The organism is Dyella silvatica, from assembly GCF_026283955.1.
Taxonomy (GTDB): domain Bacteria; phylum Pseudomonadota; class Gammaproteobacteria; order Xanthomonadales; family Rhodanobacteraceae; genus Dyella_C; species Dyella_C silvatica.
Window position 1 is genome coordinate 1 of record NZ_JAPDPE010000062.1, and the last position, 21114, is coordinate 21114.

The following is a 21114-nucleotide window of genomic DNA, read 5'->3' on the forward strand; positions in this document are numbered from 1 at the left end:
AGATCAAATCCATGCGCACATCCACTCGGCACCTGCGCAAAGGTGTCGCCTCACAATTGTTGCAGCACATACTTGAAGAAGCCAGCCGCCGCGCTTATCGGCGACTCAGCCTGGAAACAGGCGCGATGGCGGCATTCGCACCGGCGCATCGCCTGTATGCCCGCTTCGGTTTCAAGCCCTGCGGTCCTTTTGCCGACTATGTCGAAGATCCCTACAGCGTGTTCATGACTCGCGAGATGCCGATTCGCTGATCCCCTCCGCAGCGGATGCCGCCCGACACCTGACGCATGGCACATACATTGTGCGTGCGGCTGCGATGACACTTGCCGCCACACCTGACATCGTCGCGGAATGCTTCAGGGGCATCCGTCCCGATCGAGGCAGGCACTCCATCGACAGGCTGGCTCCGGCGAACTGGAGACGCTCTCTTACCGGAAGATAGTCATGATTCGCTCGCTCCTTTCAGCTGTTATCGGCAGCACCTGCCTTCTCGCCGCATCCACCGCCTGTTCGCGCGACTCGGCGCCCTCCCCCGAAGATATCGCGCGCGCGATCCAGCAAGAGGCCGGCGCCTACGTCAAGACCGGCAAAACCGACGCACTGTCGATTGCCGTCGTCTACGAAGGAAAAACGCAGTACTTCAACTTCGGCACGACCGCGCGCGGCAAGCAGCAGACACCGAGCCAGGACACTGTCTATGAAATCGGTTCGGTCAGCAAAACCTTCACCGGCCTGCTGCTGGCGCATGCGCTTGTCGATCACAAAGCCAAAGCGTCCGATGATATTCGCCGCTATATGCAAGGGGCTTATCCCAATCTCGAACTCAAGGGCACGCCGATCACCCTGAGCAACCTGGTGACGACGACCTCGGGCTTGCCCGACAACCTGCCCGACATCATGGGTGTGTTCAAGACGGCCGGCCCGGCCAAGGCACCTTTCATCGTCATCGACATGCTGGGGCATTACTCCACCAAGACGCTGCTCGAAGACCTGCACAAGGTCGCGCTTGAAAGCCAGCCGGGAAGCACCCCCAAGCATTCCAACGTGGCTACCGAACTGCTCGGCAGCCTGCTGGAGAAGATCGATGGCCGCCCCTACGACGAACAGCTCGCCACCCGTATCGAGAAACCGCTGGGCATGAAAAGCGGGCTGTCGAAAGACCGCCTGCCACAGATGGCGACGGGATATTCCGACGATGGCACCGTCATGCCGTTATTGCTCGCCCCGGTGGTACGCGCCGCCGGCGGCCTTCGCTACAGCAGCAGCGACATGGCCAGATATGTTTCCGCCCAGCTCGATGTGTCTGATCCCGCGATCCAGTTGACCCACCAGCCCGCTTTGGGCGACCCTGACAGTCAGGCCATCGGCTTCCACTGGACCATCAGCAAGACCGTCGATGGCAATGCCCACCTCAGCCACGGCGGCGGCACCTTCGGTTTTTCCAGCTATGTCGATATGTATCCCGACGCGCATTACGGCATGGGGCAAGTCGCCCGCCATCGCCGCACTGGAGCATGCCCTGGCCGAGCGCGGCTATCAGCATGTGGATGGCACCGTGAAACTCGTGCTGCAGCGTTATCCCAAACTGCATCTGACCGAGGACTACATCAACAGCTGGGGATACCGGTTGCTGAAGGATGGGCGCATGAAGGACGCGGTAGGCATCCTGGAATACAACACCGTCAGCCATCCGCAGAGCGCAAATGCTTTCGACAGTCTCGGCGAAGCCTGCCGCGTGGCGGGCGACCTCGAACAATCGGCGGTCAATTATCGGCGCTCGCTGCAGCTCAACCCCGGCAACACGCATGCAAGGGATCAGCTGGATGAGCTGGCCAAGTTGAAAACCGCGCCGGCTACGCATCAACCCTAGCCTGGCGCCGATGGCAAAACTGCATGGCGTCAGCGCCATGCCAACGGGGAACCTCACATGTTCATGCGCTCCTGCCTCGCCGTTCTCGCCGCCAGCTTTTCGATCAGCGCCGCGACCGCCGCGACGCCCGCGGACAGCACCATCGCACGCGAGGCGCAGAGCGCGCTGGAACAGGTGAGCGCCGTCGATGGACCCGGTGCCGCGGTGTTGATCGCCAAGGGTGACCACGTGATCTTCCGCGCGGCCCGTGGCCGCGCCAACATCGAGCTGGGCACACCGCTCGCTACCGACCAGGTATTCCAGATCGCCTCGGTGACCAAGATGTTCACCGCGGCCACCGTACTCAAGCTCGCCGCACTCGGTCAGTTGTCGATCGACGATCCCCTGGCGACCTACCTGCCCGATTTCCCCCATGCCAGCGGCATCACCCTGCGGCAATTGCTGAACCACACCGCGGGAATCTCCGATATCGCGAAGGATCTGCAGCCGGGGTTCTCGCGGCGCGATGTCGATATGGCCACGCTGATCGCGGAAATCAGCAAGCGCCCGCCGGACTTCGCGCCGGGTACGCGCTGGGCCTATTCGAACGCGGGCTACATCCTGCTCGGCGCCGTCATCGAAAAGGTCACCGGGGAGCCCTGGTACACGGCGATGCAAAAACAGCTGCTCGATCCACTCGGACTCAAGCAGACCCGCTACGGCGCTCGCGACGCACTTATTCCCGGACGTGTTGCCGGCTACAGCACGGACTCGCAGACTCATCGCGTCAGCAACGCCTCGTTTATCAGCTTGAGCATCCCCGCCTCGGCAGGTGCGCTGGTGTCCACTGTCGATGATTTGCACCGATGGATGCGCGCACTCGCCACGGGCAAGGCCATCGGCAACGATGGTTTCCAGCAGATGATTAGCGCAACACCGGATCTACCCGGTTCATCCGCAGCGCATCGCTATGGTTTTGGCACCTACCTCTGGCATGTCCGCGGTAACTTGATGGTGGGACATACCGGCCAGATCAACGGTTTCGCCTCGGTCGTGGCTTATCTGCCCAAGCAAGACATCACTGTTGTCGCCCTCGGCAACGACGATGAATTCGACGCGCGGACCCTGGGCCGTCGACTGGCCGCCATCGCGTTGGGCGAGCCCTACGCCGAGGTGAATGCCGTGCCCTTCTCCGACGATATTCTGCAATCGCTGGCCGGCACTTATCGGCTCGATGAAACCACCATCGAAACTCTATCGGTCAAGCAGCACACGCTTTATGCGCAGCGCGGCAAGCGCAACCTGATCCCTATGCAAATGACCGCCGACCAGCGCATTTACTTCACGCCGGATGAGATCAGCTACTTCGTGCCGGTCCGCGATGCCAGCGGCAAGGTTGTCGGCCTCGATTACTTCGATAACGGCGAGGGGCCGGCCCAACGGCTTCCACGTGTTTCGACCACGGGCGGCATGCACTGATCGTCGATAGATCGCGCCAGGGGAGTGGATGGGTATCTGACTTTTGATCCAGCCCGATACCCGATAAACCAGCGGCCAGCGATCACTCAAGTCTCGGCCAACGCAGCAAACGCACGAGCCACCGCTTCCGCGCCGGGATCGACAGCACCCGCCAGCGCGTGTTCCGGCACATAGGCAGCACGTCCGGCACGCGCATGTGTCAGTGTCGCGGTGTAGTCCGCGCCGTTGCGTGCTGCTATAGCCGCCGCGTGCAAGCCCTGCCCCAGCGCCGCGACCGCCGGAATCAGCGCGTCGAGCATGGTGCGGTCACCCAGCTGCGCGCCACCGTAGTGCTGCATGCGGGCAATACCTTCATCAAGCGCCTGTTGCCAGGCTTTGCCGCTGGCAAATGCTGTGCCTGTCGCGGTGAACAGTATCGATAGCAGCACCCCGCTGGAACCGCCCATGGTCCGTGCCAGCAATTGCCCCAGCTCATCGCATAGCCGGGTTGGCTCGCCGGTACTCAATGCCGCGGCATGCAGCTGGCGCGCTACCACACGGGCACCGCTGGCGAAGGTGCTGCCGGCATCGCCGTCACCACTGCGCGCATCCAGCTCGTCCAGTGCCTGCTCGGCGACCAGCAAGGCTTGCGTGATGCGTTCGATCGCCTGCGCAACGGCGGCATCTTGCGCGCCCACTTCCTCGGCTGCGTTGCTATCGACCGACACCGCGAACGTCTGCACCGCGTGCGGCTCGTAAACGCCGGGCCATGCAGGTGCGGCCACCGATGCGTGCATGGCCTCTACATAATCATCATCGGCGGGCAGCAAGGTGATCGAGAAACCATGCATGTCCAGCGAAGTCATCAACGGTGCCGGACGCAGCATCAGGGCAACCCGCGATACGCCGATGCGGCTAAGCACTTCGTCGGCCAGCACGGCCAGCTCCTGGGTCGAACAGCCGCCCATGTTGTTAAGCATGACGATGAAACGCTGCTCATCGCCGTAACGCTGCGCCGCCTGTTGCAGTAACGGACCCAGCACGATCTCTACCGCATCGGCGGCATCCACCGGCTGCACTTGATGCGCCCCCGGCTCGTTATGGATACCCAGGCCGAGCTCCGCGCTACGCCGTTCGATCGGATGCCCTGGCAAGGTACAACTGGACAAGGCCATGCCCAACGACATCAGTTGCCCCGCAAAGCGCTGCGCGCGTTTGACCACCTCATCCAGCGATAACCCTTGTTCGGCCAGATAGCCGACGTATTTGTGCACCAGCACGGTGCCGGCAATGCCGCGCGGCCGGGGGGCATCGGGCAAGGCGATGTCATCGGCCACGATCAACACCCGCACATCCAGGCCTTCACGTCGCGCCTGCTCCGCCGCCAGCCCGAAGTTGAGCCGGTCACCGGTGTAGTTCTTCACGATCAGCAAGGCACCGGCGGCGCCGCAACAATGGCGAATCGCCGCCAGCACCGCCGCCACGCTGGGCGAGGCAAATACCTCCCCGGAAATCGCCGCCGTCAGCATGCCCTTGCCAATAAAGCCCGCGTGCGAAGGCTCGTGACCGGCACCGCCACCGGACAACACCGCGACCTGCTGCTTGTGCCAATCGGCGCGAGCCAGAATACGCATAGCCGAGCCCGGCTCGGCCATCACCAGCGGCGCCAGCCGGGCCAGGCTGCCAAGCACTTGATCGACGACCTGTTGCGGCTGGTTGAAGAAGAAGTCCATCGCGTGCTCCGCCGTCAGTAAGTGATGCGGCTTATGCTAACGGCAAGCCGAGGCCGTGGTTGTTGGCATGCAGCAAGCTTGACCTCGGCGCATATTGCCTTCGCAGGCCTAGGCGAGGCAGCGATATTGATCGGCATGATCGGGGCCAGTAGTGCAAAGGGATGTTGAAGGGTTCAACTCATTAGGCATTGAAGGAAACTCAACGTGGACGAACTACAAGCCTTCGCACAACAGATATTCGCCTCTCAGCCTTTCAGCCAGTTTATCGGTGCGCAGCTGCTGGACTCAGGGCCTGGATATGCGGAAATGAGTATCCCCATCGTCGATCAACTGAAACAACAACACGGTTTCGTCCACGGTGGTGTGATCAGCTACCTGGCCGACAACTCGATCACCTTCGCCGGCGGGCTGGCGCTCGGCGGCACTGCGCTTACCTCGGAATTCAAGATCAATTACCTGAAGCCGGCCATCGGCTCGCATTTGATCGCGCGGGCGCGAGCCATAGGCACGGGAAAACGGCAAGCCGTATGCCAATGCGAAATCTATGTCGTGCAAGACGGTCAGGAAAAGCTTTGCGCTATCGCTCAAGGCACGGTCGTGCCCGCCACGGTATAACATCGACAGCGCAGCATCGGCATGGCGATAGCCTGTGCGCAGGCCACCATAGGTGCCGCCCCACCCATCAGGTAATCAGGCATGCACAGCACTGAGACGCAACACACCGAGACGCAATTCCGGGACTTTGCGGCGACCGATCGCCCAGCTTGCCTGCTGTTGTTCGATATGAATTGCCCTACCTATTTCGCCCCGAACGAACGCGACGACTACGCGCAGTTTCTGGATCAACATGCCAGTGCATACAAGGTCTGCGTTTTGGACGGCCATATCGTTGGGGCCTACGGGCTTTATGTCGTGGGCACCGATAGCCGCGCGCTGCACTGGATTCTGTTTACGCCGGCGATTCACGGCTATGGCCTTGGCTCGATGGTGATGTCCCGGGTCATCGCCGCGGCGAAAGAAGATAAAGCATCCATCCTGCATATCAGCGCCAGTCACAAGTCAGCACCGTTCTTCGCCAAGTTCGGCGCGGTAGCGCAATCCACCACCGTGGACGGCTGGGGGCCGGGTATGCATCGTGTGGATATGCAGTTGGCGCGTTAGCTTTCCATGCGCAGGCCTGCGCCGCGGTGCACAGTGAAACGATCGCCGCGGGATGGGGCCGTCATTCGCGAACGCCGGTAACCGCGGAAAACCTCGCCGCCGGCATCATGCACCGCAGCATAAAACCGCCATTACGGTCGATCCCATCACTCATACGATCTTGTCCTATTGACGCTGCTGATCGGTGGCGCGTAGGTTCGACGGCGCTATAGCCCTGCCCCGGCTAGGGGTTCACTCTGGGAGGAGGAAGTGTATGAGCATGAAGTTTCGCGTTGCCTGCGTGTTTCTGTTCGGCATGGGTCTGGGAGCCGCCGCTGCGGCTAGCGTGCCACCACCGAGTATCACACCTCAAATGGCTGCCTGCGTGGCCGCCTCGTGTGCCGGCCTGACCGGATCAGCATATAGCTCATGTTTCTCATGTTGTGTGCACACCGGCGGCAACGGTCCTTGCCCGGGTGGCGTTAACTGATGATGTGCCCATCTCCCGCCATGCTGACCATGGGGCGAGATAAATCATGCGCTTGAAGAACCTGTTGAAGAACCTGTTGTTCTTGGCGGTATTTCTGGCGGTCGGCGTTGCCGCCGGCGTGGGCGTGGGCCGTTATGCGGTCCCACTGCTGCGTCCGGCGCCAGCGCTGCCGCTCTTTGTATCCAGCGGCGACTTCGGCGAACAGTACATCAAGCCCACCGGCAAGCCGGTGGTCTTGTTTTCACTGTCCACCTGTCCGCATTGCCGGGATACCCGGGCTTACTTCGCAGCTCATGGCATCGCCTATACCGACTATGTCATCGACGAGTCGGAAGATGCGCGCATCAAGTTCGAAGCCTTGAACGAGCCAGGCGTTCCCCTGGTACTCACCAATACGCATAAAATTCGCGGCTATCAGCCGAAATCGTATGCGGATGTGTTCAAGCGGGAAGGCATTGCCGAGCATCTGGCGAGCGTGCCGGTACCGCCTGGTCCTTGACGGCAAATACCGCCGTCGTATCCATGAAAACAAACCCCGCAGCTCGTGCGGGGTTTGTTTTTTAAGCTGCGGTCGACCACGGCATCCATGGATGCCAGCGTCGATATTCGCTTCAACAAAACATGCGTTCCATGATCGCTGCGGTGTAGCTGATCCAGCCCGCTTCACCCGCTCATCTCTTCGTCGCCGCCGCAGCCTTGGCTTGTTTGTTTTCATACCGTCAAGGCGCTTCACAACCGCGATCACAATAATCACCAGCACAGCCACATTCCTGGCTTTTGGCATAGGCAGTTCGATCGCGACAGGTATAGATTCCACCCGCTACAGGGGGACCCAGGCCAACAGCCGCATCGCGTCGCGTCGCAGCCACGCGACAACATGCGAACAGGCGCCTGCATCTCGTACGCGATCCGAGCGTCTCACACTCGCCTCCGGAGTTCCCCATGTCCCATGCAAGCCGCACTCGTAGCAAACAGCGTCGCCCCATCCACCTCGCCCTGTTGCCATGGGCCTTGGCGCTGGCGATGACTTCGTTATCCGCGCAAGCCGACAGTGCCTGGGTAACCACGGCGACGCCTGCGTTCATGTCGCCCCCTCCCACACTCGACTGCAACTGGCCTGCTCCGGAATGGGAGATCAATGACGGTTACTCGAGCGATTTTGTCTTTGCGCCGGATTGCGCTCCGACCAGTTCGATCGTGCCGTTGGATACCAACCACCCCCTTCACCTGGTGGTAACGCTGCAGTTACGCAACCTGACCCAGTTGCAAACCTTTCTGCAGAACGTGACGCAGCCGGGCAACCCAGCCTACGGGCGGTACCTTAGCCACCAGCAATTCCAGCAAACCTACGCCCCCACCATCACCCAGGTATTGGCCGTAGTGGAGTATCTGCAACAAAACGGCTTCCGGCACATCAGGGTGGCGCCCAACTTCATGCTGGTCAGCGCCGATGGCAACGCAGGCGAGGCCAGCAAGGCCTTCAACACCACGATGATGGAAGTTACACCGCCGAACGGATCGAGCTTGCCGGCATTCGGCAACACCACACCGGCCCAAGTGCCCTCGGCCTTGGGCGGCATCGTGGAATCGGTGCTGGGGCTGACCGAACCCTATGAAAGTGCTGCGAGCAACTACCACTCGCCCACGCCGCTTCCGCCAGGGCCGATTTCAAATTACGGATACAGTCCGCTCGACTACGCCTCGATCTATAACGCCAACAGCGTGGGCCCGGGCAAGCGGACCTCGGTCGCCATCATTACCGCAGGCGACATGACCCAGACCATCCGTGACCTCAATACTTTCACGACGAATAACCGCTTGCCCCCAGTGCCCGCAGTAGCCATCCCCACCGGCGATGCTGCCTTGGGCGCAGGCAGCGCGCAGGACGAAAGCCAGACCATTGTGGGTGCCGCCGGCGGGCTCGACAGCCTGCTCTTCTATACGATGTCGCCGCAGGCCGGCCAACCTTCCTATGGCGATTTGATCTGGGCCTACAACGCTGCCGTAGCGGATGATTTTGCCAAAATCATCGAAAGCTCCTGGCAGACCTGGGAGCCCTCGGCATACAGCACCGGTGCGCAAGCTGCGGATGACCTGATTTTTATGGCCGCGCAGGCTCAAGGGCAAATTTTTGTCGCGCCGATCGGTGAAACAAATCGGATCAACTGGCAAATTGATAGCGGTAATGAATTTCCGCCCGAGCCGGCAAGCTCACCTTATGTTGTTGCCATCGGCGGATCACAGGTGACCAGCAATAGCGCCAAACAATGGGCCGGTGAAACCCTGTGGTTCGAGACTTCCACTGACACCAACCCCAACTCAGATGTTCTGGACTATTGGTACGCCTATGCCGGTTACAGCCTGCACGAGGCCGTGCCAGCGTGGCAAACAGCGCAAGTGAATACCGTAGTCAATGGGGTCTTCGGGCAACGTCCCCCGACCACCCAGCGCTACGTTCCCGACCTGGCGTTTGATGCGCATATGAGTATTCCCGGCAACTGGCCAGTGAGCGCGCAGGGAGACACACCAGGTGGCCCCACCAATGGCGCTCGCATCATCGTCGGCGGCGTTGAACAACACCTGTTCAATGGCACCGAGCTTGCTGCCGCTGTCTTCACTGGCTTGTTTGCACGTATCGAATCCGCCCATGGCAATGCCCTGGGCTTGCCAACGCCGCAGATGTATCAAAACTTCGCCAAGGACAGCAGCCCGCTATACACCTTCGGCACCTCGCCGAGCTACTTCATGAGCTACTTCAATTACGCTTGCGGCCACCCCGGCTGGACTGCCTGCTCCGGCTGGGGCAGCCTGGATATCGGCAAATTCAATGACTACGTGACGAAGTACTGGGGCCTGTAGAAACCAGGCATCGGGCGCGAACGGCCCACGCTGACGTGGGCCGTTCGCGCACCAGCGGTCCAGGCGATTCGCCTGCTTTCCCGCCACTCACCCGCGCATGCCTATCCGGTTCAGAACGTGAGGCTCCACTGATTCAAGCTGCCGGTGTTTCCCTTGAACGCATCGTCGACCCATAGCTGCCATTTGCCGTTGGCCGGAAAAGCAGCGGCATCGACGCTCCAGCTCTGATCAATATTGGCGCCGCTGTCATTGGGGTCGGGTTGCTTCAATACCGTACGAACCCCATTCGGAGCCACTAAGGTGATGCGCAGATCGCCTCGATGCGGGTGGCTGATTTTGACCGCTACCTGCAGCGCGGCCGGACCATTGCCGCTGCGGTCGTTAATGGTGATCGGCCCGGCAACGCTGCCGAGATCGGGAATAGGCCAGGTGAAATAGCTTGCGTAAACATTGCCGGCCGGGCTGCCCCAATACTGGGTGACATAGTCATTGAACTTCGCAATGTCGAGGCTACCCCAACCGGTGCAGTAGTCCCAGCCAAGCGTGCAGCGATAGCCGGTAAAGCTCGGTGTTCCGCCCGTGTAAGCGCCGTTGTAGCCACCGACGATGTCGTGCGTCGGCGAGGGATCTTTAGAGAAATGCTGATACATGCGCTCAGTCGGCAAACCGAGGCTATTGTTATGCGCCGATTGGATACGCGCCCATAGGCCGGCAAAAATGGCCGAGGCGTTTCCGCTAGCTCCGCGATAGTAAAGCCATCCATCGAAGGCCAGGTCCGGCACCACCCGCATGCTCACCGCGCTGCCCAAGGCATCGGTTTGCCAGCTCGGTGCTTGCTCGAACAAGCTGACGCCACCCCCGCTGCCATACATATCGCCCTGCCAGTAATCAGCACTGGCAGAGAAAACGTGCTCGCCGGCCCAGCTGAAATCGGGATTCAGGGTGGTGTTGGTGGCTCCCACGGCCACCACATAGGGCGAGCTGGCCGGTTCGCTCACCGAGTATTTGCTTAAGTCCTTTTGATAGATCACGCCGGCATAGGCTTCATAGACACCGAAATCGCCGGAGGGCACCACGAAGGTCTGCCCCTGGGCGACGGCTTGCTTGAAAATGGCATCGTCAGCCGCTTGGGCACCCGAGTTATGCGCCCATGTTTCATCCTGGTTGTAAGCGGAGTGAATGATCTTGGCGGAGTTGTCGGTGACCGCCCGGTTATACATCGCGGTAAGCGTCGCCTCCGTCAAATAGCTGCCGACCTTTACCGCCCCGGCATAGGCGGTCAACTTCGCCAACCCCGCCGAAACGCCGACAATGGGCACCGGCCAGCAACCCGGCGGCGCAAAGGGGGTAACCGTACCTTGCCCCACACCGTCGGCGATGGGGACCAAGCTTATCGGTATCCGCGGGAGGTGCTCCTGATCGGTATACGCGTTGAGCGATGCGGGCAGCCAAGACACATCGCCCTGGCAGATAACAGCCACGCTCGTGTTTACGCCGCTTGGCGTGCTGCCGGCGTCATAGACTTTGGTGTATTGAGCGGGGTCGCTAATGGAAGCGAGCCGTACGTCGCGCGTGCTCATCGGCGCAGCACTTTCGGAAGAGGCCTGCGGCCCGTGCACGCTTTGCAGGCCGAGCACGGCACTGACGATATCGCCAAGTGCCTGCGGCACCTGCGCCGGTGCATCGTTGGCAAACCGCTGCTGCCCTTCGGGCGTCGTGAATTGCCTGATCTGCGTGCGAAAGGCCGCCGCTATATTCGTCGCATTGCCATCAGCCGAAATCAGCAGATTATTTGGCGCAGGCTGGATATGGGTAAATCCAGCTTGTTGTAAATGCAGCACTACCGCCCGTAGTTGACCGTCGCTGGGTGCGTAGGCTTCTTTAAATTGCTGCGGAGTAAGAAATCTACCGTAAGCCGGGCTACCCGACTGGTTAAGCTCGTGCAAGAACCTGTTCAACTGTGCCTCGTTGCGCAACTTCAGGCTGACCACGATATGCAGCTGCTTGTCTGATTCCAACGGGCTCACCAAGCTGTTGACCCGTGGCATGTCGGCGACATTGATCGCCCACGCCGGCGAAGCGCCAGCAACCTTGCCGGACGATGCATTGGCTACTGGCACCAAGCTGGCCTTTGTCTGGGTTTCCACCCATCCGTCAACAGCATGTGAAGAAACCGACACCGATGCCATCAACAGTGCTAATGGCCACAACGCCGGGCGAATGTGCTGGGATGTTTTGTTCGAAACGCAGTTTTTGAAAGTCACCGGGTACTCCTTGGCTACGCTTTGCGAGGGGGAGGAATCAAATAAAAAGCCATGCCGCCGAGCTGACTTAGAAATATCTCGCCAGCCCTCGCATGAAACGCGGGTTTTCGGTAAAAAAAAATTGAGCCGGCACGCAGTTTCCGCAATAACGTTGGCATCAAGTCGGGTTGTGTTCATATCGCGAAAGAGTAGGTCAAGCTCCTCCGATAGCGCCCACCGCAGGCTGTATGGCCGTGACTGGCGGCATCGACAACATCGTGTGAAGACGATGTCATCGGGCACATGAGAGCCAGATGCCTGCGTTCGGGCATGCGATCAACCGGTGCATGCACCCTCCAGCAAACCTCGTCGTAAAGATGCGCAACGACGACCCTCGCTGGCCTTGCCGATGCGTTCAACGCGCCCTGACGCAGGCATGTGGCAAGCATCATCCGATGTTCGACACACGCTCCCCTTCTGCGCGCCTTGGGCTTTGCTCGCCCGATCGATCACAAGAAACGGATATCGATCGTTCCGGCTATCTGCGACCTTGCTCAGTCAAGCCTGATGCCAGGCATATAGGGAGATTCAGCAGTGGGACAGCTATCCAATAAAGTGGCGATTATCACCGGTGCAAGCTCGGGGATCGGTTATGCGGCAGCAAAGCTTTTTGCCAGTGAAGGGGCGCGAGTCGTCGTGACTGCCCGTCGCCTTGGCGAACTACAAGCTCTGGTTACCGAGATCCAGCGGCACGGCGGCGAAGCGATTGCCGTTGCGGGAGACGTACGCGATGAACAACTCGCTCGCAGCGTGGTGGAGACCGCGGTCAGCCGATTTGGCGGACTTGATATCGCATTCAACAATGCCGGTTCGACCGGAGCGGCGGCGCCGGTTCCCGACATTTCAACCGACGGGTGGCGCGAAACGCTCGACATCAATCTGACCAGTGCTTTTCTCGGCGCAAAATATCAAATTCCAGCGATGGCCGATCGAGGCGGCGGCTCGATCATTTTTACCTCGACCTTCGTCGGCTACACCGTCGGGTTTCCTGGCATGGGCGCCTACGCGGCAAGCAAGGCGGGGTTGATTGGCCTCGCGCAAGTGATCGCGGCGGAGTTCGGCTCGAAAGGCATTCGCGCCAATGCGCTTTTGCCAGGAGGTACCGACACGCCCATGGGCCGCACAGTGACCAACACACCCGAGTCGCGTGCGTTTGTCGAAAGCCTGCACGCGCTGAAACGTATCGCGCAACCCGAGGAGATCGCTCGATCGGCCCTCTACCTTGCCTCCGATGCCTCGAGTTTCACCACCGGATCGGCACTGGTCGTCGATGGTGGGGTATCCATCAATCGAACCTAGCCAGGCTTTGTTGCTTGTGCAGCACAAACCTTATGAATGGTGGCGCGGGATAATTTGCCGCGCCACACCGCGCATGGTGGTTCTGTCATCGTTTCTCCCAGTATCGCGAAAACGTCAGGCTTAGATAGCGATGTCAGCCGGCCGCAAAGCTATGACTTTCTGATGCGCTGATAACCCCAGCCCACCCATTGATGCCGCCCGATCAAATGTCAGGTGGATATACGTCATTGACGTATACGCCAATGACGTATAGCATGCCATGCAAAGAAGTTAAGCGGAGAGATCAAGCTCCCATGGTGATTATCGAAACTGAGATCTTTACCGAACTCGTCACCGAACTTATGGATGACGACGAATATTCGGCGTTACAGAAATACATGGTGGAGAACCCCAAAGAAGGGAACGTCATCCAAGCTACCGGCGGAATCAGGAAGCTCCGCTGGAGTCACCACACGAAAGGCAAACGTGGTGGAGTTCGCATCATTTACTACCACGTCGATGCGCTTTACCAGCTGAGGATGCTACTGGTGTACAAAAAAGGTGAGGCTGACGACCTCACCACAGCCCAGAAAAAGGCGCTGAAGAAAGTTGTCGACACCTGGGATTAACCTCTCAGGCTCGATCACTCTCCCGACTGACCACGGGAATAAAGCAGGAAATATCAAAAATGAAGAAAAACCTCTTTGACAAACTGTTAGAGAGTGCGGAGCAGATGGGCGAAATCACTCGCGGCGAGCGTGCGCCGTCGCGCGAGTTCAATATCGAACCGGATGAAATTAAGGCCATCAGATCGCAGCTCAAACTGTCCCAGTCACAGTTCGCGCTCCTCATGCAAGTGGAAGTCAGCACGCTACAGAACTGGGAGCAGGGCCGCCGTGCTCCGACAGGGCCGGCCAAAGCCCTATTGAAAGCTATACGGAAAGACCCGAAACATGTGCTAACCGCTCTCGCCGATTGAACAAATAGGTACCGGCCACCAACGCTTGCTGGTGAACGGCTCGGCGCTTGTGGAGCCTTTCCATCTGTGGCCAATGGCCGACGCTCCATCGATGAAGTTCCGTTTCGGCTCAGCAGCGAACATTTCGGCGCACTCACTATTGCGATTGCCCGCGGTTGAACAACGCTCAGGCAATCCGTTAAGGCGACCGTGACTGCAACGCATCCGAGCCAAGCTGGCCTTCGCGCAGAAGCTGCAGCCCCGATCCACCCGTCGACGGAATAGTGTGCCGTAGTCGCCCTACCCGCTCGCCCGTGGAGACAGGGCGGCGCGTTGACTCAGCCAGATGCTGCCGATGACCAGGACGACACCGGCGATTTGCAGCCATGTCAGTGCCTGATCGAGAAACACCCAACCCAACAGCACCGCGGTCAACGGGCTAAGAAACAACAGTGACGACACCACGGAAGATTCCAGCCGCGCAATACCCCGGAACCAGAGGACATACGTCAACGCCGCGCCGATCAAGCCCAGCCATACCAGGCCAAGCAGGTTGACCGCCGTCGGAGCGGGAACAGGCGGGCCGAAGATAAGAGCTAGCGGAACCAGGAGTAAGCCACCGGCGCTAAGTTGCCATGCGGTAAACGTGAGTGGCGATACCGGAGGTTGCCACTTACGAGCCAACACGTTGCCCAAAGCCATGGAACCGGCTCCGCTGATGCCTGCCGCCACACCGATCAGGTCGAGCGACGCTTTCGGGGTCAGCACCAGCAAGGCCACACCGCCGATCCCGGCAAGGCTGGCGAGCACCGCCAGCGGACGCACCGGATGGGCAAGCAACAACGCCGCCAGAAAAACCACGATCAATGGCTGAGTCGACAGCACTGTCCCGGCGACGCCGCCGGGAAGGCGATAAGCGGCAATAAACAACATGCTCAAGAACATCGAGATATTGAGCGCCCCGAGTACAAACGCGCGTAGCCACCAGATACCTGTCGGTAGTTGCCGCACCATCAGCAGCAGTAGCAAGCCGGCGGGCAACGCACGCAACATGGCGACCGTCAGCGGAGAAAAATTCGCCAGGAACTCCGTCGTAACGATATAGGTACTACCCCAGACGACGGGCGAAATAGCCGTAAGCCATAAGTCCGAAGCGTTCGCTTTCATGATAGGTGCAACACTTCGGAGAGCGGACGGCGCGGCTTTTGCGGCCAGTTGCCTGGCGCGGGGCGACCGACCGGGACAAGCATCACAGGCACTTCGTTACGTTCAAGACGGAATTGGAGTGCCACGCCTTCGGCATCGAACCCAATCATCGGACTTGAGACCAAGCCCTTCGCCTCGGCGGCATAAATCAGTGTCGCCGCCCCCAGGGTGGCGGAGCGCACCGCTTCATCGCGAGCTTTCTGCGGGTCGGCATAACGCGTGCGCGCATCTTCTTGCCAGCCCGAAGCCGTCGCTGCCGGCATGTGTCCAGCATCGACAAAGGGCTGAAGCCTTTGCGAGAGAGTCGTGTAATCGGGTAGCTGGCCGCAGATGATGAAAGTAACGGCCGCGTCAGACACCTTGGCCTGACCGTAGGCCAGGCTACGCAACCTGGCTTTTGATGCCGCCGCCCGAACCGCAATAAAGCGCCAGTTCTGCAAGTTATAGGCAGAAGGCGCCCGCGTGGCGAGACGCACAAGCTCCTCGATCTCGTCATCGGCCAAGGTATGCGAGGTATCGAATACGTTGGCAGAAATACGCCGCTCGATAAGCGCAATCGTTGCATGGTCCATCGTGTTACCCCAGCGATAAGTGTCCCGACGATGATAAGAAATCGAGCTTGGGGCGATAATGCGCGGCAACGGAAAGACACCATTTTCCACCGGGAAAGAATCGAATGGATCGCCTCACCGCCTTACAGGTTTTTAGCTATGTGGCGAAGTTCAATAGTTTCGCCGAAGCCGGACGGCGGCTAAGCCTGTCGCCCGCGGCGATCAGCAAGAATATTGCCGAACTGGAGGCACATGCCGGCGCCCGGCTCATCAGCCGGACGACCCGGCGCATGGCGCTCACCGAAGAAGGCCACATCTATCTTGAGCACGTCACCCGTGCACTCGATGCGCTGACCGAAGCAGACCAAGCCCTGCATCCGATCAAAACCGCACCGAGCGGCATGTTGCGGGTCACGGCGCCAATGACTGTCACGCTGACTCGGCTTTCGAAGGCGATCCCGCAGTTTCTATCGCGCTATCCCGAGATAAAACTCGATTTGCATCTTGATGACCGGCGCGTCGATCTGGTCCGCGAGGGATTCGACCTAGCCATCCGCGGCAGCGACAAGCTTGAAGATTCCAGCCTGATCGCTAGAAAGCTGACGGTGATGACGCATGTGCTGTGCGCGGCGCCGGCTTATTTCGAAAAGCATGGCAAGCCGCAGACGCCTTCCGACTTGAAGACGCTTAACTGCATTCGATTCAGCCTCTCCGGGCATGCCGATGTATGGGAGTTCAGCAAGGACGGCCAAACCGAAAAGGTCGCCATCGACGCTCAATATTCGGTGGCATCCAGCCTGGCCATTCGCGATGCGCTACGTGCAGGCTTTGGCCTTAGCCTGGTGCCGTACCCCTATGTCGAAAACGACTTGCGGGAAGGCCGGCTGCAATCCGCATTGGATGGCTGGAGCACGGTTAAAACCACGCTTTATGCAATCTATCCGTCACGGCAGCATGTCGCGCCGAAGATCCGTGCCTTTGTCGATTTCCTGATTGAGGAATTCAGTTAGAAGAGAACAAAGCATGCGCCATGCGCCGATGCGTCAAAGGCGATCATGCGTGCCGCCCGTCCGTAGCGCCAAGCGTCGACCTTGGTGCGGGAAACCAAGGTCGACCTACACCGACATTTGACCTGGGCCGGGCTGCTGCGTCACGTCCCCAGCCAACGCACGAAGATTCGCACCTAACCAGGCCGCATCGCCTTGCTCGTCATCCACGCCATGGCTATGCCGACCAGCACGATGTGACTGAACAACTGCTCCGCCAGCGACTGGCTTGTAAAGTGCGGAAACAGCGCAGGCCAGCGCAGCGGAAGAACGATGAGATTCATCACCGCCCAAAGCAGCAGGCCATAGAGCGCGCCGGCAGCCATGGGTTGCACGGCTATCCAGCGCATCCGTTGAGCGATCGCTACAAAGACCGAGACCATCACCAACATGATGGCGAAGTGCAGCAGCAGCCCCACCAGGATCGCGGCAACACCTGCCTTCTGCGCCCCCGGCCAGATAGCGGAAGCAATGCTTATGGGCGCCACCCATGGATTTCGTCCCGCCATCACCATGTAGATGCCGGCCGAAAGTATGTCGAGCGTACCGGCGACTGCCGTCGCGCGAGCGATCAGGCTGATCGGTCTTTCCAGGATGTTTTGCATCATCTCTCTCTGCTGTCGAAAAGGTGGCCATGCCGATCCGCACGTGGCCGTTGTTGGGCTAATCGGCTCCAGGCTAGAGCGCAACCATCAGTGCAGAAACCGGTTTTCGACAGACGGACCGTTTTCGCTGGCTCGGCGGTACAGGCGGTGCTTTCTCAACCCTGGCGGGAGGAGCAAAATTGCTGTCATGGCACCACCCGACAAACAGCCCCAACGCCCTCAAGCCTGGCTTATCCAAGCCACCGGATGGTTAGCCTATGGGCTTATCAGTGCACTGGGTGCGTTGCCTTACCGCCACGCCTACCCAGTGGTGCTGTACTTTGCCGGCACGACGCTTGCTGCATTCCTGGCGAGTTTCGTGATGCTGGCGCTTTGTCGCCGTTTGGCGGCAAGCCGGAAGTCGTGGCCAACCGCCATCGCCATCATCGCTGTCTGCTCCTACGCGCTAGGCATGCTGTGCTCGTTAACCGGCGCGTTGCTTGAGGCGGTAGCGGGTCATATCGGGCCGGAGGCTTCGCAGTGGCGCTCTGTGGCCTTGGTGGGTTTCGCCAATGCGTTTAGTCCGGCCATCATGCTGGTGGCCTGGAGCGCCCTCTACTGGGCCACGCAACACTGGCACGAAATCAGGCTACGTGAACGACAATTGCTGCTGGCCGAATCGCTGGCCCGCGATGCGGAGTTGAAGGCCCTGCGTTATCAGATCACCCCGCACTTTCTCTTCAACACGCTTAACGGCATATCCACCCTCGTCGGCGAAGGCGATGCGCAAGCGGCCCGGCGCATGATCGCCTTGCTGGCCAATTTCCTCCGTTCCACTATGGAGCCCACCCCGCAGGGTGATGTCACCATGGTCCAGGAACTCGCCCAGGTGCAGCAGTATGTCGAGATCGAGCAGATCCGCCTGGGCGATCGGCTGTTGGTATCCATCCACTGCGACCTTGAGGCCAAGGACGCGCTGATTCCGCATTTGCTGCTTCAGCCGCTGGTGGAAAACGCCATTCGCCACGGCATCGCGCCAAGTATCGACGGCGGTACCTTGTCGGTGATGGTGAAGGTGGATGGCGACACGCTGAAAATATCGGTCCACAACAGTATCAACGGTGCGCGCAGCAACCCGGCCGAGGCTAGTGGGCTTGGCCTGGCCAACACCGCGGCGCGGCTGGCGGCACGTTATCTCGATGACTATCGCTTCTGCGCCGCTGCCGATGCGCAACGGGGATGGCTTGTCGCCATCGAAATCCCGCGCCAGGCCGCCATGGCGTCGGCGGCATGATTCGCGCGCTGATCATCGATGACGAACCGCTGGCACGCCGCGGCGTGCGGGTGTGCCTGCGCCGTGCCGCGGATGTCGTGATTATTGGCGAGGCCGACTCCAGTGAAGCCGGCCTGAAGATGATTGGGGCATTGCAACCGGACGTGATTTTTCTCGACGTGCAGATGCCGGGCATGGACGGATTCGAGATGCTATCGAGAATCGATGACAGCGATCCGCCACTCATCATTTTTCTGACCGCCCACGATACATACGCGCTCAAGGCATTCGGCGTACATGCCGTCGACTACGTGATGAAGCCGATCGATGATGGACGGTTTGACGATGCCCTGCATGCTGTACGACAGCGCCTACTCGACAGAAATGCGCGACGGAAACTTGCCCTTGCGCAAGGGGACGCCGCCGCCACGAACCGTCTTGCGCGTCATAGCTGGCCCACCCGCTTCGAAGTAAAAAGCGGAGCAAGAACGAGCTGGATCGGCGTGGATGATATCGACTGGATCAAGGCCAGCGGGGATTACGTCACCTTGCATGCGGGTGCTCGGACTCAGATGATTCACGAAAGCATGGATGGCATTGAGCGACGCCTGGATCCGTCGCGCTTCGCACGCATACATCGATCGACCATCGTCGCCTTGAGTCGGGTGCAGGGATTCAGCCTGCTGCCAACCCGGGATGCTCTTATCACCTTGAGCAATGGCCTGGAGTTGCGCGTCAGCCGCCGCTTTCGGCACCGGATCAGCCTGGACGGCATCCGCGCGCTGTAGCCGCATGGCTGCACGCCCACCATGCGCGTAGTAGCCATGGCTGGTTACCTCCGCTGTCAGCCCAGGCCGTTACTTCGTTCGAGCGCGATAGCGCAGTGCGTCAACCAGCAAGGTGAAAGCCGGCGAGGGTTGCCGGCGGTTCGGGTAGTAGAGGTGATAACCGGAAAACGGCGGACACCAGTCGGCAAGCACGCGGACCAGCTTGCCGTCTGCGAGATATTCGCGAACCTGATCCTCAGGCAGATAGGCCAGACCGAGTCCGGCCAGGGCCGCATGCAGCCGCATGGCGATGTTGTTGAAGACCAGGGCTCCTTCCACCCGCACGCGCAATGCGCGACTGCCCTTTTCAAACTCCCAGGGATAAATTCCACCGTGCGTCGGCAAGCGCAAATTGATGCAGTTGTGCTGGGTCAGCTCTTGCGGTGTCTTGGGCCGCTGGTGTCTGGCGAAATAGCCAGGCGCGCCGACCACCGCCATGCGCATATCTGGCCCTATGCGTACGGCAATCATGTCCTTCGCCACTTGCTCGCCCAGCCGGACACCGGCGTCGTAGCGCTCGGCGACGATGTCAGTCAGGCCATAGTCGACGACCACTTCGATATGGATGTCCGGATAGTTAGGCAGCAGCTTGGCTATGGCCGGCCACACAATCGCGCTCGCCGCATGCTCACCGGCGGTAATCCGGATCGTCCCCGCGGGCTTGTCGCGCAGCTCACTCAGGGCGGATAGCTCGGCCTCGATGTCCTCGAACCGGGGTGCTACGGCAGCTTGCAAACGCGCCCCGGCCTCGGTCGGGGTCACGCTGCGCGTGGTTCTTGCCAAGAGCCGGACACCCAGCCGCTCTTCCAGCGCCCGAATCGTGTGGCTTAGCGTCGACTGCGAGATACCGAGCTTTGCCGCGGCCTTGGTAAAACTTCGCTCACGCGCCACAGCGAGAAAGGCCATCAGATCGCTGAAATTCTCACGCGGCATTTATGGCTCTCACCCATAGGTTCATGCGGTTTATACCACTTAATCGCATCCAGCCAAGGCGCTAAGGTTTGCATCACATCTCAGGCGACCAGTGCGGCTTGCACCCACGTTTCCAGCTCACCAAGGAAAGCAGAACATGCAGATCCAGCGATGCGGCTCGCAGCCTTCGGGCCGCGGGCCCGCCGATTACTTCACCGGCACCGTACGTATCGACGCGCCATTCGCCGGAACGAACCCCGCCCGCGTAGGTGGCGCCGTGGTCACCTTCGAGCCGGGCGCCCGCACCGCATGGCATCAACACCCACTCGGCCAGATGCTGATCGTTACCGCAGGCGCAGGCCTGGTTCAGCGCGAACACGGCCCGATCGAGAGCATTCGCCCCGGCGACATCGTCTGGATCGAGCCGGGCGAAAAGCATTGGCATGGCGCATCGCCAACCACCGCGATGACCCATATCGCCATCGCCGAAGCGCTAGCAGGCAAGGTGGTCGACTGGCTGGAACATGTCGCCGATGAGCAGTACCACGCCACGGATGCGGGCACACAAACACTTACAAATAGACACCTAAATGCCTAGCAAAGAACGCGCAACACGCGTGTTGTTCTTCTCCACCTGATATCAAAGG

20 protein-coding genes are annotated in these 21114 nt (G+C 60.1%); 14 read left to right on the forward strand and 6 right to left on the reverse strand.

The window, feature by feature from the left end; translation table 11 throughout:
• The 3 genes from OUZ52_RS13115 to OUZ52_RS13125 all read left to right on the forward strand — a co-directional run.
• Nucleotides 1–251, forward strand: a 251-nt coding sequence (locus tag OUZ52_RS13115; protein ID WP_266158849.1) for a GNAT family N-acetyltransferase, incomplete at its 5' end; no start/stop codon positions are given.
• A gap of 193 nt (nucleotides 252–444) precedes the next feature.
• Nucleotides 445–1827, forward strand: coding sequence for a serine hydrolase domain-containing protein (locus OUZ52_RS13120; protein WP_266158850.1), 1383 nt, complete (start codon nucleotides 445–447; stop codon nucleotides 1825–1827).
• Nucleotides 1828–1927: 100 nt separating this feature from the next.
• Complete coding sequence (locus OUZ52_RS13125; protein WP_266158851.1) at nucleotides 1928–3328, forward strand: serine hydrolase domain-containing protein; 1401 nt, start codon at nucleotides 1928–1930, stop codon at nucleotides 3326–3328.
• 86 nt (nucleotides 3329–3414) lie between these two features.
• Here OUZ52_RS13125 and OUZ52_RS13130 read toward each other — a convergent pair whose 3' ends face one another.
• The gene (locus tag OUZ52_RS13130; protein WP_266158852.1) at nucleotides 3415–5040 is read right to left on the reverse strand and encodes a dihydroxyacetone kinase subunit DhaK; all 1626 of its coding nucleotides are present in this window, start codon (nucleotides 5038–5040) and stop codon (nucleotides 3415–3417) included.
• Nucleotides 5041–5244: 204 nt separating this feature from the next.
• Between OUZ52_RS13130 and OUZ52_RS13135 the strand changes: the two genes are divergently transcribed.
• From OUZ52_RS13135 to OUZ52_RS13150, 4 genes are all read left to right on the forward strand, one after another.
• Entirely contained in the window at nucleotides 5245–5655 is a 411-nt protein-coding gene (locus OUZ52_RS13135) for a PaaI family thioesterase (protein ID WP_266158854.1), read from the forward strand.
• A gap of 81 nt (nucleotides 5656–5736) precedes the next feature.
• The gene (locus tag OUZ52_RS13140) at nucleotides 5737–6201 is read left to right on the forward strand and encodes a GNAT family N-acetyltransferase (RefSeq protein WP_266158855.1); all 465 of its coding nucleotides are present in this window, start codon (nucleotides 5737–5739) and stop codon (nucleotides 6199–6201) included.
• Between the two features lie 515 nt (nucleotides 6202–6716).
• Nucleotides 6717–7169: a glutaredoxin family protein gene (locus OUZ52_RS13145; RefSeq protein WP_266158856.1), complete on the forward strand. Its 453-nt coding sequence runs from the start codon at nucleotides 6717–6719 to the stop codon at nucleotides 7167–7169.
• Between the two features lie 443 nt (nucleotides 7170–7612).
• Nucleotides 7613–9529, forward strand: coding sequence for a S53 family peptidase (locus OUZ52_RS13150; RefSeq protein WP_266158857.1), 1917 nt, complete (start codon nucleotides 7613–7615; stop codon nucleotides 9527–9529).
• 110 nt (nucleotides 9530–9639) lie between these two features.
• Here OUZ52_RS13150 and OUZ52_RS13155 read toward each other — a convergent pair whose 3' ends face one another.
• A complete protein-coding gene (locus OUZ52_RS13155) occupies nucleotides 9640–11676 on the reverse strand; it encodes a protease pro-enzyme activation domain-containing protein (RefSeq protein WP_266158858.1) in 2037 nt (678 codons plus the stop codon).
• A 690-nt stretch (nucleotides 11677–12366) separates the two neighbouring features.
• Here OUZ52_RS13155 and OUZ52_RS13160 point away from each other — a divergent pair.
• From OUZ52_RS13160 to nadS, 3 genes are all read left to right on the forward strand, one after another.
• A complete protein-coding gene (locus tag OUZ52_RS13160; protein ID WP_266158859.1) occupies nucleotides 12367–13131 on the forward strand; it encodes an SDR family oxidoreductase in 765 nt (254 codons plus the stop codon).
• Between the two features lie 293 nt (nucleotides 13132–13424).
• Nucleotides 13425–13739, forward strand: coding sequence for a type II toxin-antitoxin system RelE/ParE family toxin (locus OUZ52_RS13165; protein ID WP_266158860.1), 315 nt, complete (start codon nucleotides 13425–13427; stop codon nucleotides 13737–13739).
• Between the two features lie 59 nt (nucleotides 13740–13798).
• Entirely contained in the window at nucleotides 13799–14089 is a 291-nt protein-coding gene (nadS, locus tag OUZ52_RS13170) for a NadS family protein (protein ID WP_266158861.1), read from the forward strand.
• Nucleotides 14090–14368: 279 nt separating this feature from the next.
• On the opposite strand, the gene OUZ52_RS13175 is transcribed toward nadS, so the two are convergent.
• The gene (locus tag OUZ52_RS13175) at nucleotides 14369–15235 is read right to left on the reverse strand and encodes an EamA family transporter (RefSeq protein WP_266158862.1); all 867 of its coding nucleotides are present in this window, start codon (nucleotides 15233–15235) and stop codon (nucleotides 14369–14371) included.
• On the reverse strand, nucleotides 15232–15846 hold the full coding sequence (locus tag OUZ52_RS13180; protein WP_266158863.1) for a nitroreductase family protein: 615 nt from the start codon (nucleotides 15844–15846) through the stop codon (nucleotides 15232–15234). The genes OUZ52_RS13175 and OUZ52_RS13180 overlap by 4 nt, the downstream gene beginning before the upstream one ends.
• A gap of 104 nt (nucleotides 15847–15950) precedes the next feature.
• On the opposite strand from OUZ52_RS13180, the gene OUZ52_RS13185 reads away from it, so the two are divergent.
• Nucleotides 15951–16835 (forward strand): LysR family transcriptional regulator, encoded by an 885-nt coding sequence (locus tag OUZ52_RS13185; protein WP_266158864.1) that lies wholly within the window; start codon nucleotides 15951–15953, stop codon nucleotides 16833–16835.
• Nucleotides 16836–17008: 173 nt separating this feature from the next.
• Here OUZ52_RS13185 and OUZ52_RS13190 read toward each other — a convergent pair whose 3' ends face one another.
• Nucleotides 17009–17476 carry a hypothetical protein gene (locus tag OUZ52_RS13190; RefSeq protein ID WP_266158866.1) on the reverse strand — a complete coding sequence of 156 codons (468 nt, stop codon included), beginning with the start codon at nucleotides 17474–17476 and terminating at the stop codon, nucleotides 17009–17011.
• A 187-nt stretch (nucleotides 17477–17663) separates the two neighbouring features.
• Between OUZ52_RS13190 and OUZ52_RS13195 the strand changes: the two genes are divergently transcribed.
• Nucleotides 17664–18749 carry a sensor histidine kinase gene (locus OUZ52_RS13195; RefSeq protein WP_266158868.1) on the forward strand — a complete coding sequence of 362 codons (1086 nt, stop codon included), beginning with the start codon at nucleotides 17664–17666 and terminating at the stop codon, nucleotides 18747–18749.
• Nucleotides 18746–19516, forward strand: coding sequence for a LytR/AlgR family response regulator transcription factor (locus OUZ52_RS13200; RefSeq protein ID WP_266158869.1), 771 nt, complete (start codon nucleotides 18746–18748; stop codon nucleotides 19514–19516). The genes OUZ52_RS13195 and OUZ52_RS13200 overlap by 4 nt, the downstream gene beginning before the upstream one ends.
• A 69-nt stretch (nucleotides 19517–19585) precedes the next feature.
• On the opposite strand, the gene OUZ52_RS13205 is transcribed toward OUZ52_RS13200, so the two are convergent.
• Entirely contained in the window at nucleotides 19586–20488 is a 903-nt protein-coding gene (locus OUZ52_RS13205; RefSeq protein WP_266158870.1) for a LysR family transcriptional regulator, read from the reverse strand.
• A 136-nt stretch (nucleotides 20489–20624) separates the two neighbouring features.
• On the opposite strand from OUZ52_RS13205, the gene OUZ52_RS13210 reads away from it, so the two are divergent.
• Entirely contained in the window at nucleotides 20625–21065 is a 441-nt protein-coding gene (locus tag OUZ52_RS13210) for a (R)-mandelonitrile lyase (protein WP_266158871.1), read from the forward strand.
• Nucleotides 21066–21114: the final 49 nt, after the last annotated feature.

Coding starts and splice junctions, on each gene's coding strand:
- OUZ52_RS13120 (WP_266158850.1), top strand. CDS start 445: ATGATTCGCTCGCTCCTTTCAGCTGTTATCGGCAGCACCTGCCTTCTC.
- OUZ52_RS13175 (WP_266158862.1), bottom strand. CDS start 15,235: ATGAAAGCGAACGCTTCGGACTTATGGCTTACGGCTATTTCGCCCGTC.
- OUZ52_RS13150 (WP_266158857.1), top strand. CDS start 7,613: ATGTCCCATGCAAGCCGCACTCGTAGCAAACAGCGTCGCCCCATCCAC.
- OUZ52_RS13165 (WP_266158860.1), top strand. CDS start 13,425: ATGGTGATTATCGAAACTGAGATCTTTACCGAACTCGTCACCGAACTT.
- OUZ52_RS13195 (WP_266158868.1), top strand. CDS start 17,664: ATGGCACCACCCGACAAACAGCCCCAACGCCCTCAAGCCTGGCTTATC.
- nadS (WP_266158861.1), top strand. CDS start 13,799: ATGAAGAAAAACCTCTTTGACAAACTGTTAGAGAGTGCGGAGCAGATG.
- OUZ52_RS13205 (WP_266158870.1), bottom strand. CDS start 20,488: ATGCCGCGTGAGAATTTCAGCGATCTGATGGCCTTTCTCGCTGTGGCG.
- OUZ52_RS13185 (WP_266158864.1), top strand. CDS start 15,951: ATGGATCGCCTCACCGCCTTACAGGTTTTTAGCTATGTGGCGAAGTTC.
- OUZ52_RS13210 (WP_266158871.1), top strand. CDS start 20,625: ATGCAGATCCAGCGATGCGGCTCGCAGCCTTCGGGCCGCGGGCCCGCC.
- OUZ52_RS13200 (WP_266158869.1), top strand. CDS start 18,746: ATGATTCGCGCGCTGATCATCGATGACGAACCGCTGGCACGCCGCGGC.
- OUZ52_RS13190 (WP_266158866.1), bottom strand. CDS start 17,476: ATGCAAAACATCCTGGAAAGACCGATCAGCCTGATCGCTCGCGCGACG.
- OUZ52_RS13180 (WP_266158863.1), bottom strand. CDS start 15,846: ATGGACCATGCAACGATTGCGCTTATCGAGCGGCGTATTTCTGCCAAC.
- OUZ52_RS13125 (WP_266158851.1), top strand. CDS start 1,928: ATGTTCATGCGCTCCTGCCTCGCCGTTCTCGCCGCCAGCTTTTCGATC.
- OUZ52_RS13140 (WP_266158855.1), top strand. CDS start 5,737: ATGCACAGCACTGAGACGCAACACACCGAGACGCAATTCCGGGACTTT.
- OUZ52_RS13145 (WP_266158856.1), top strand. CDS start 6,717: ATGCGCTTGAAGAACCTGTTGAAGAACCTGTTGTTCTTGGCGGTATTT.
- OUZ52_RS13130 (WP_266158852.1), bottom strand. CDS start 5,040: ATGGACTTCTTCTTCAACCAGCCGCAACAGGTCGTCGATCAAGTGCTT.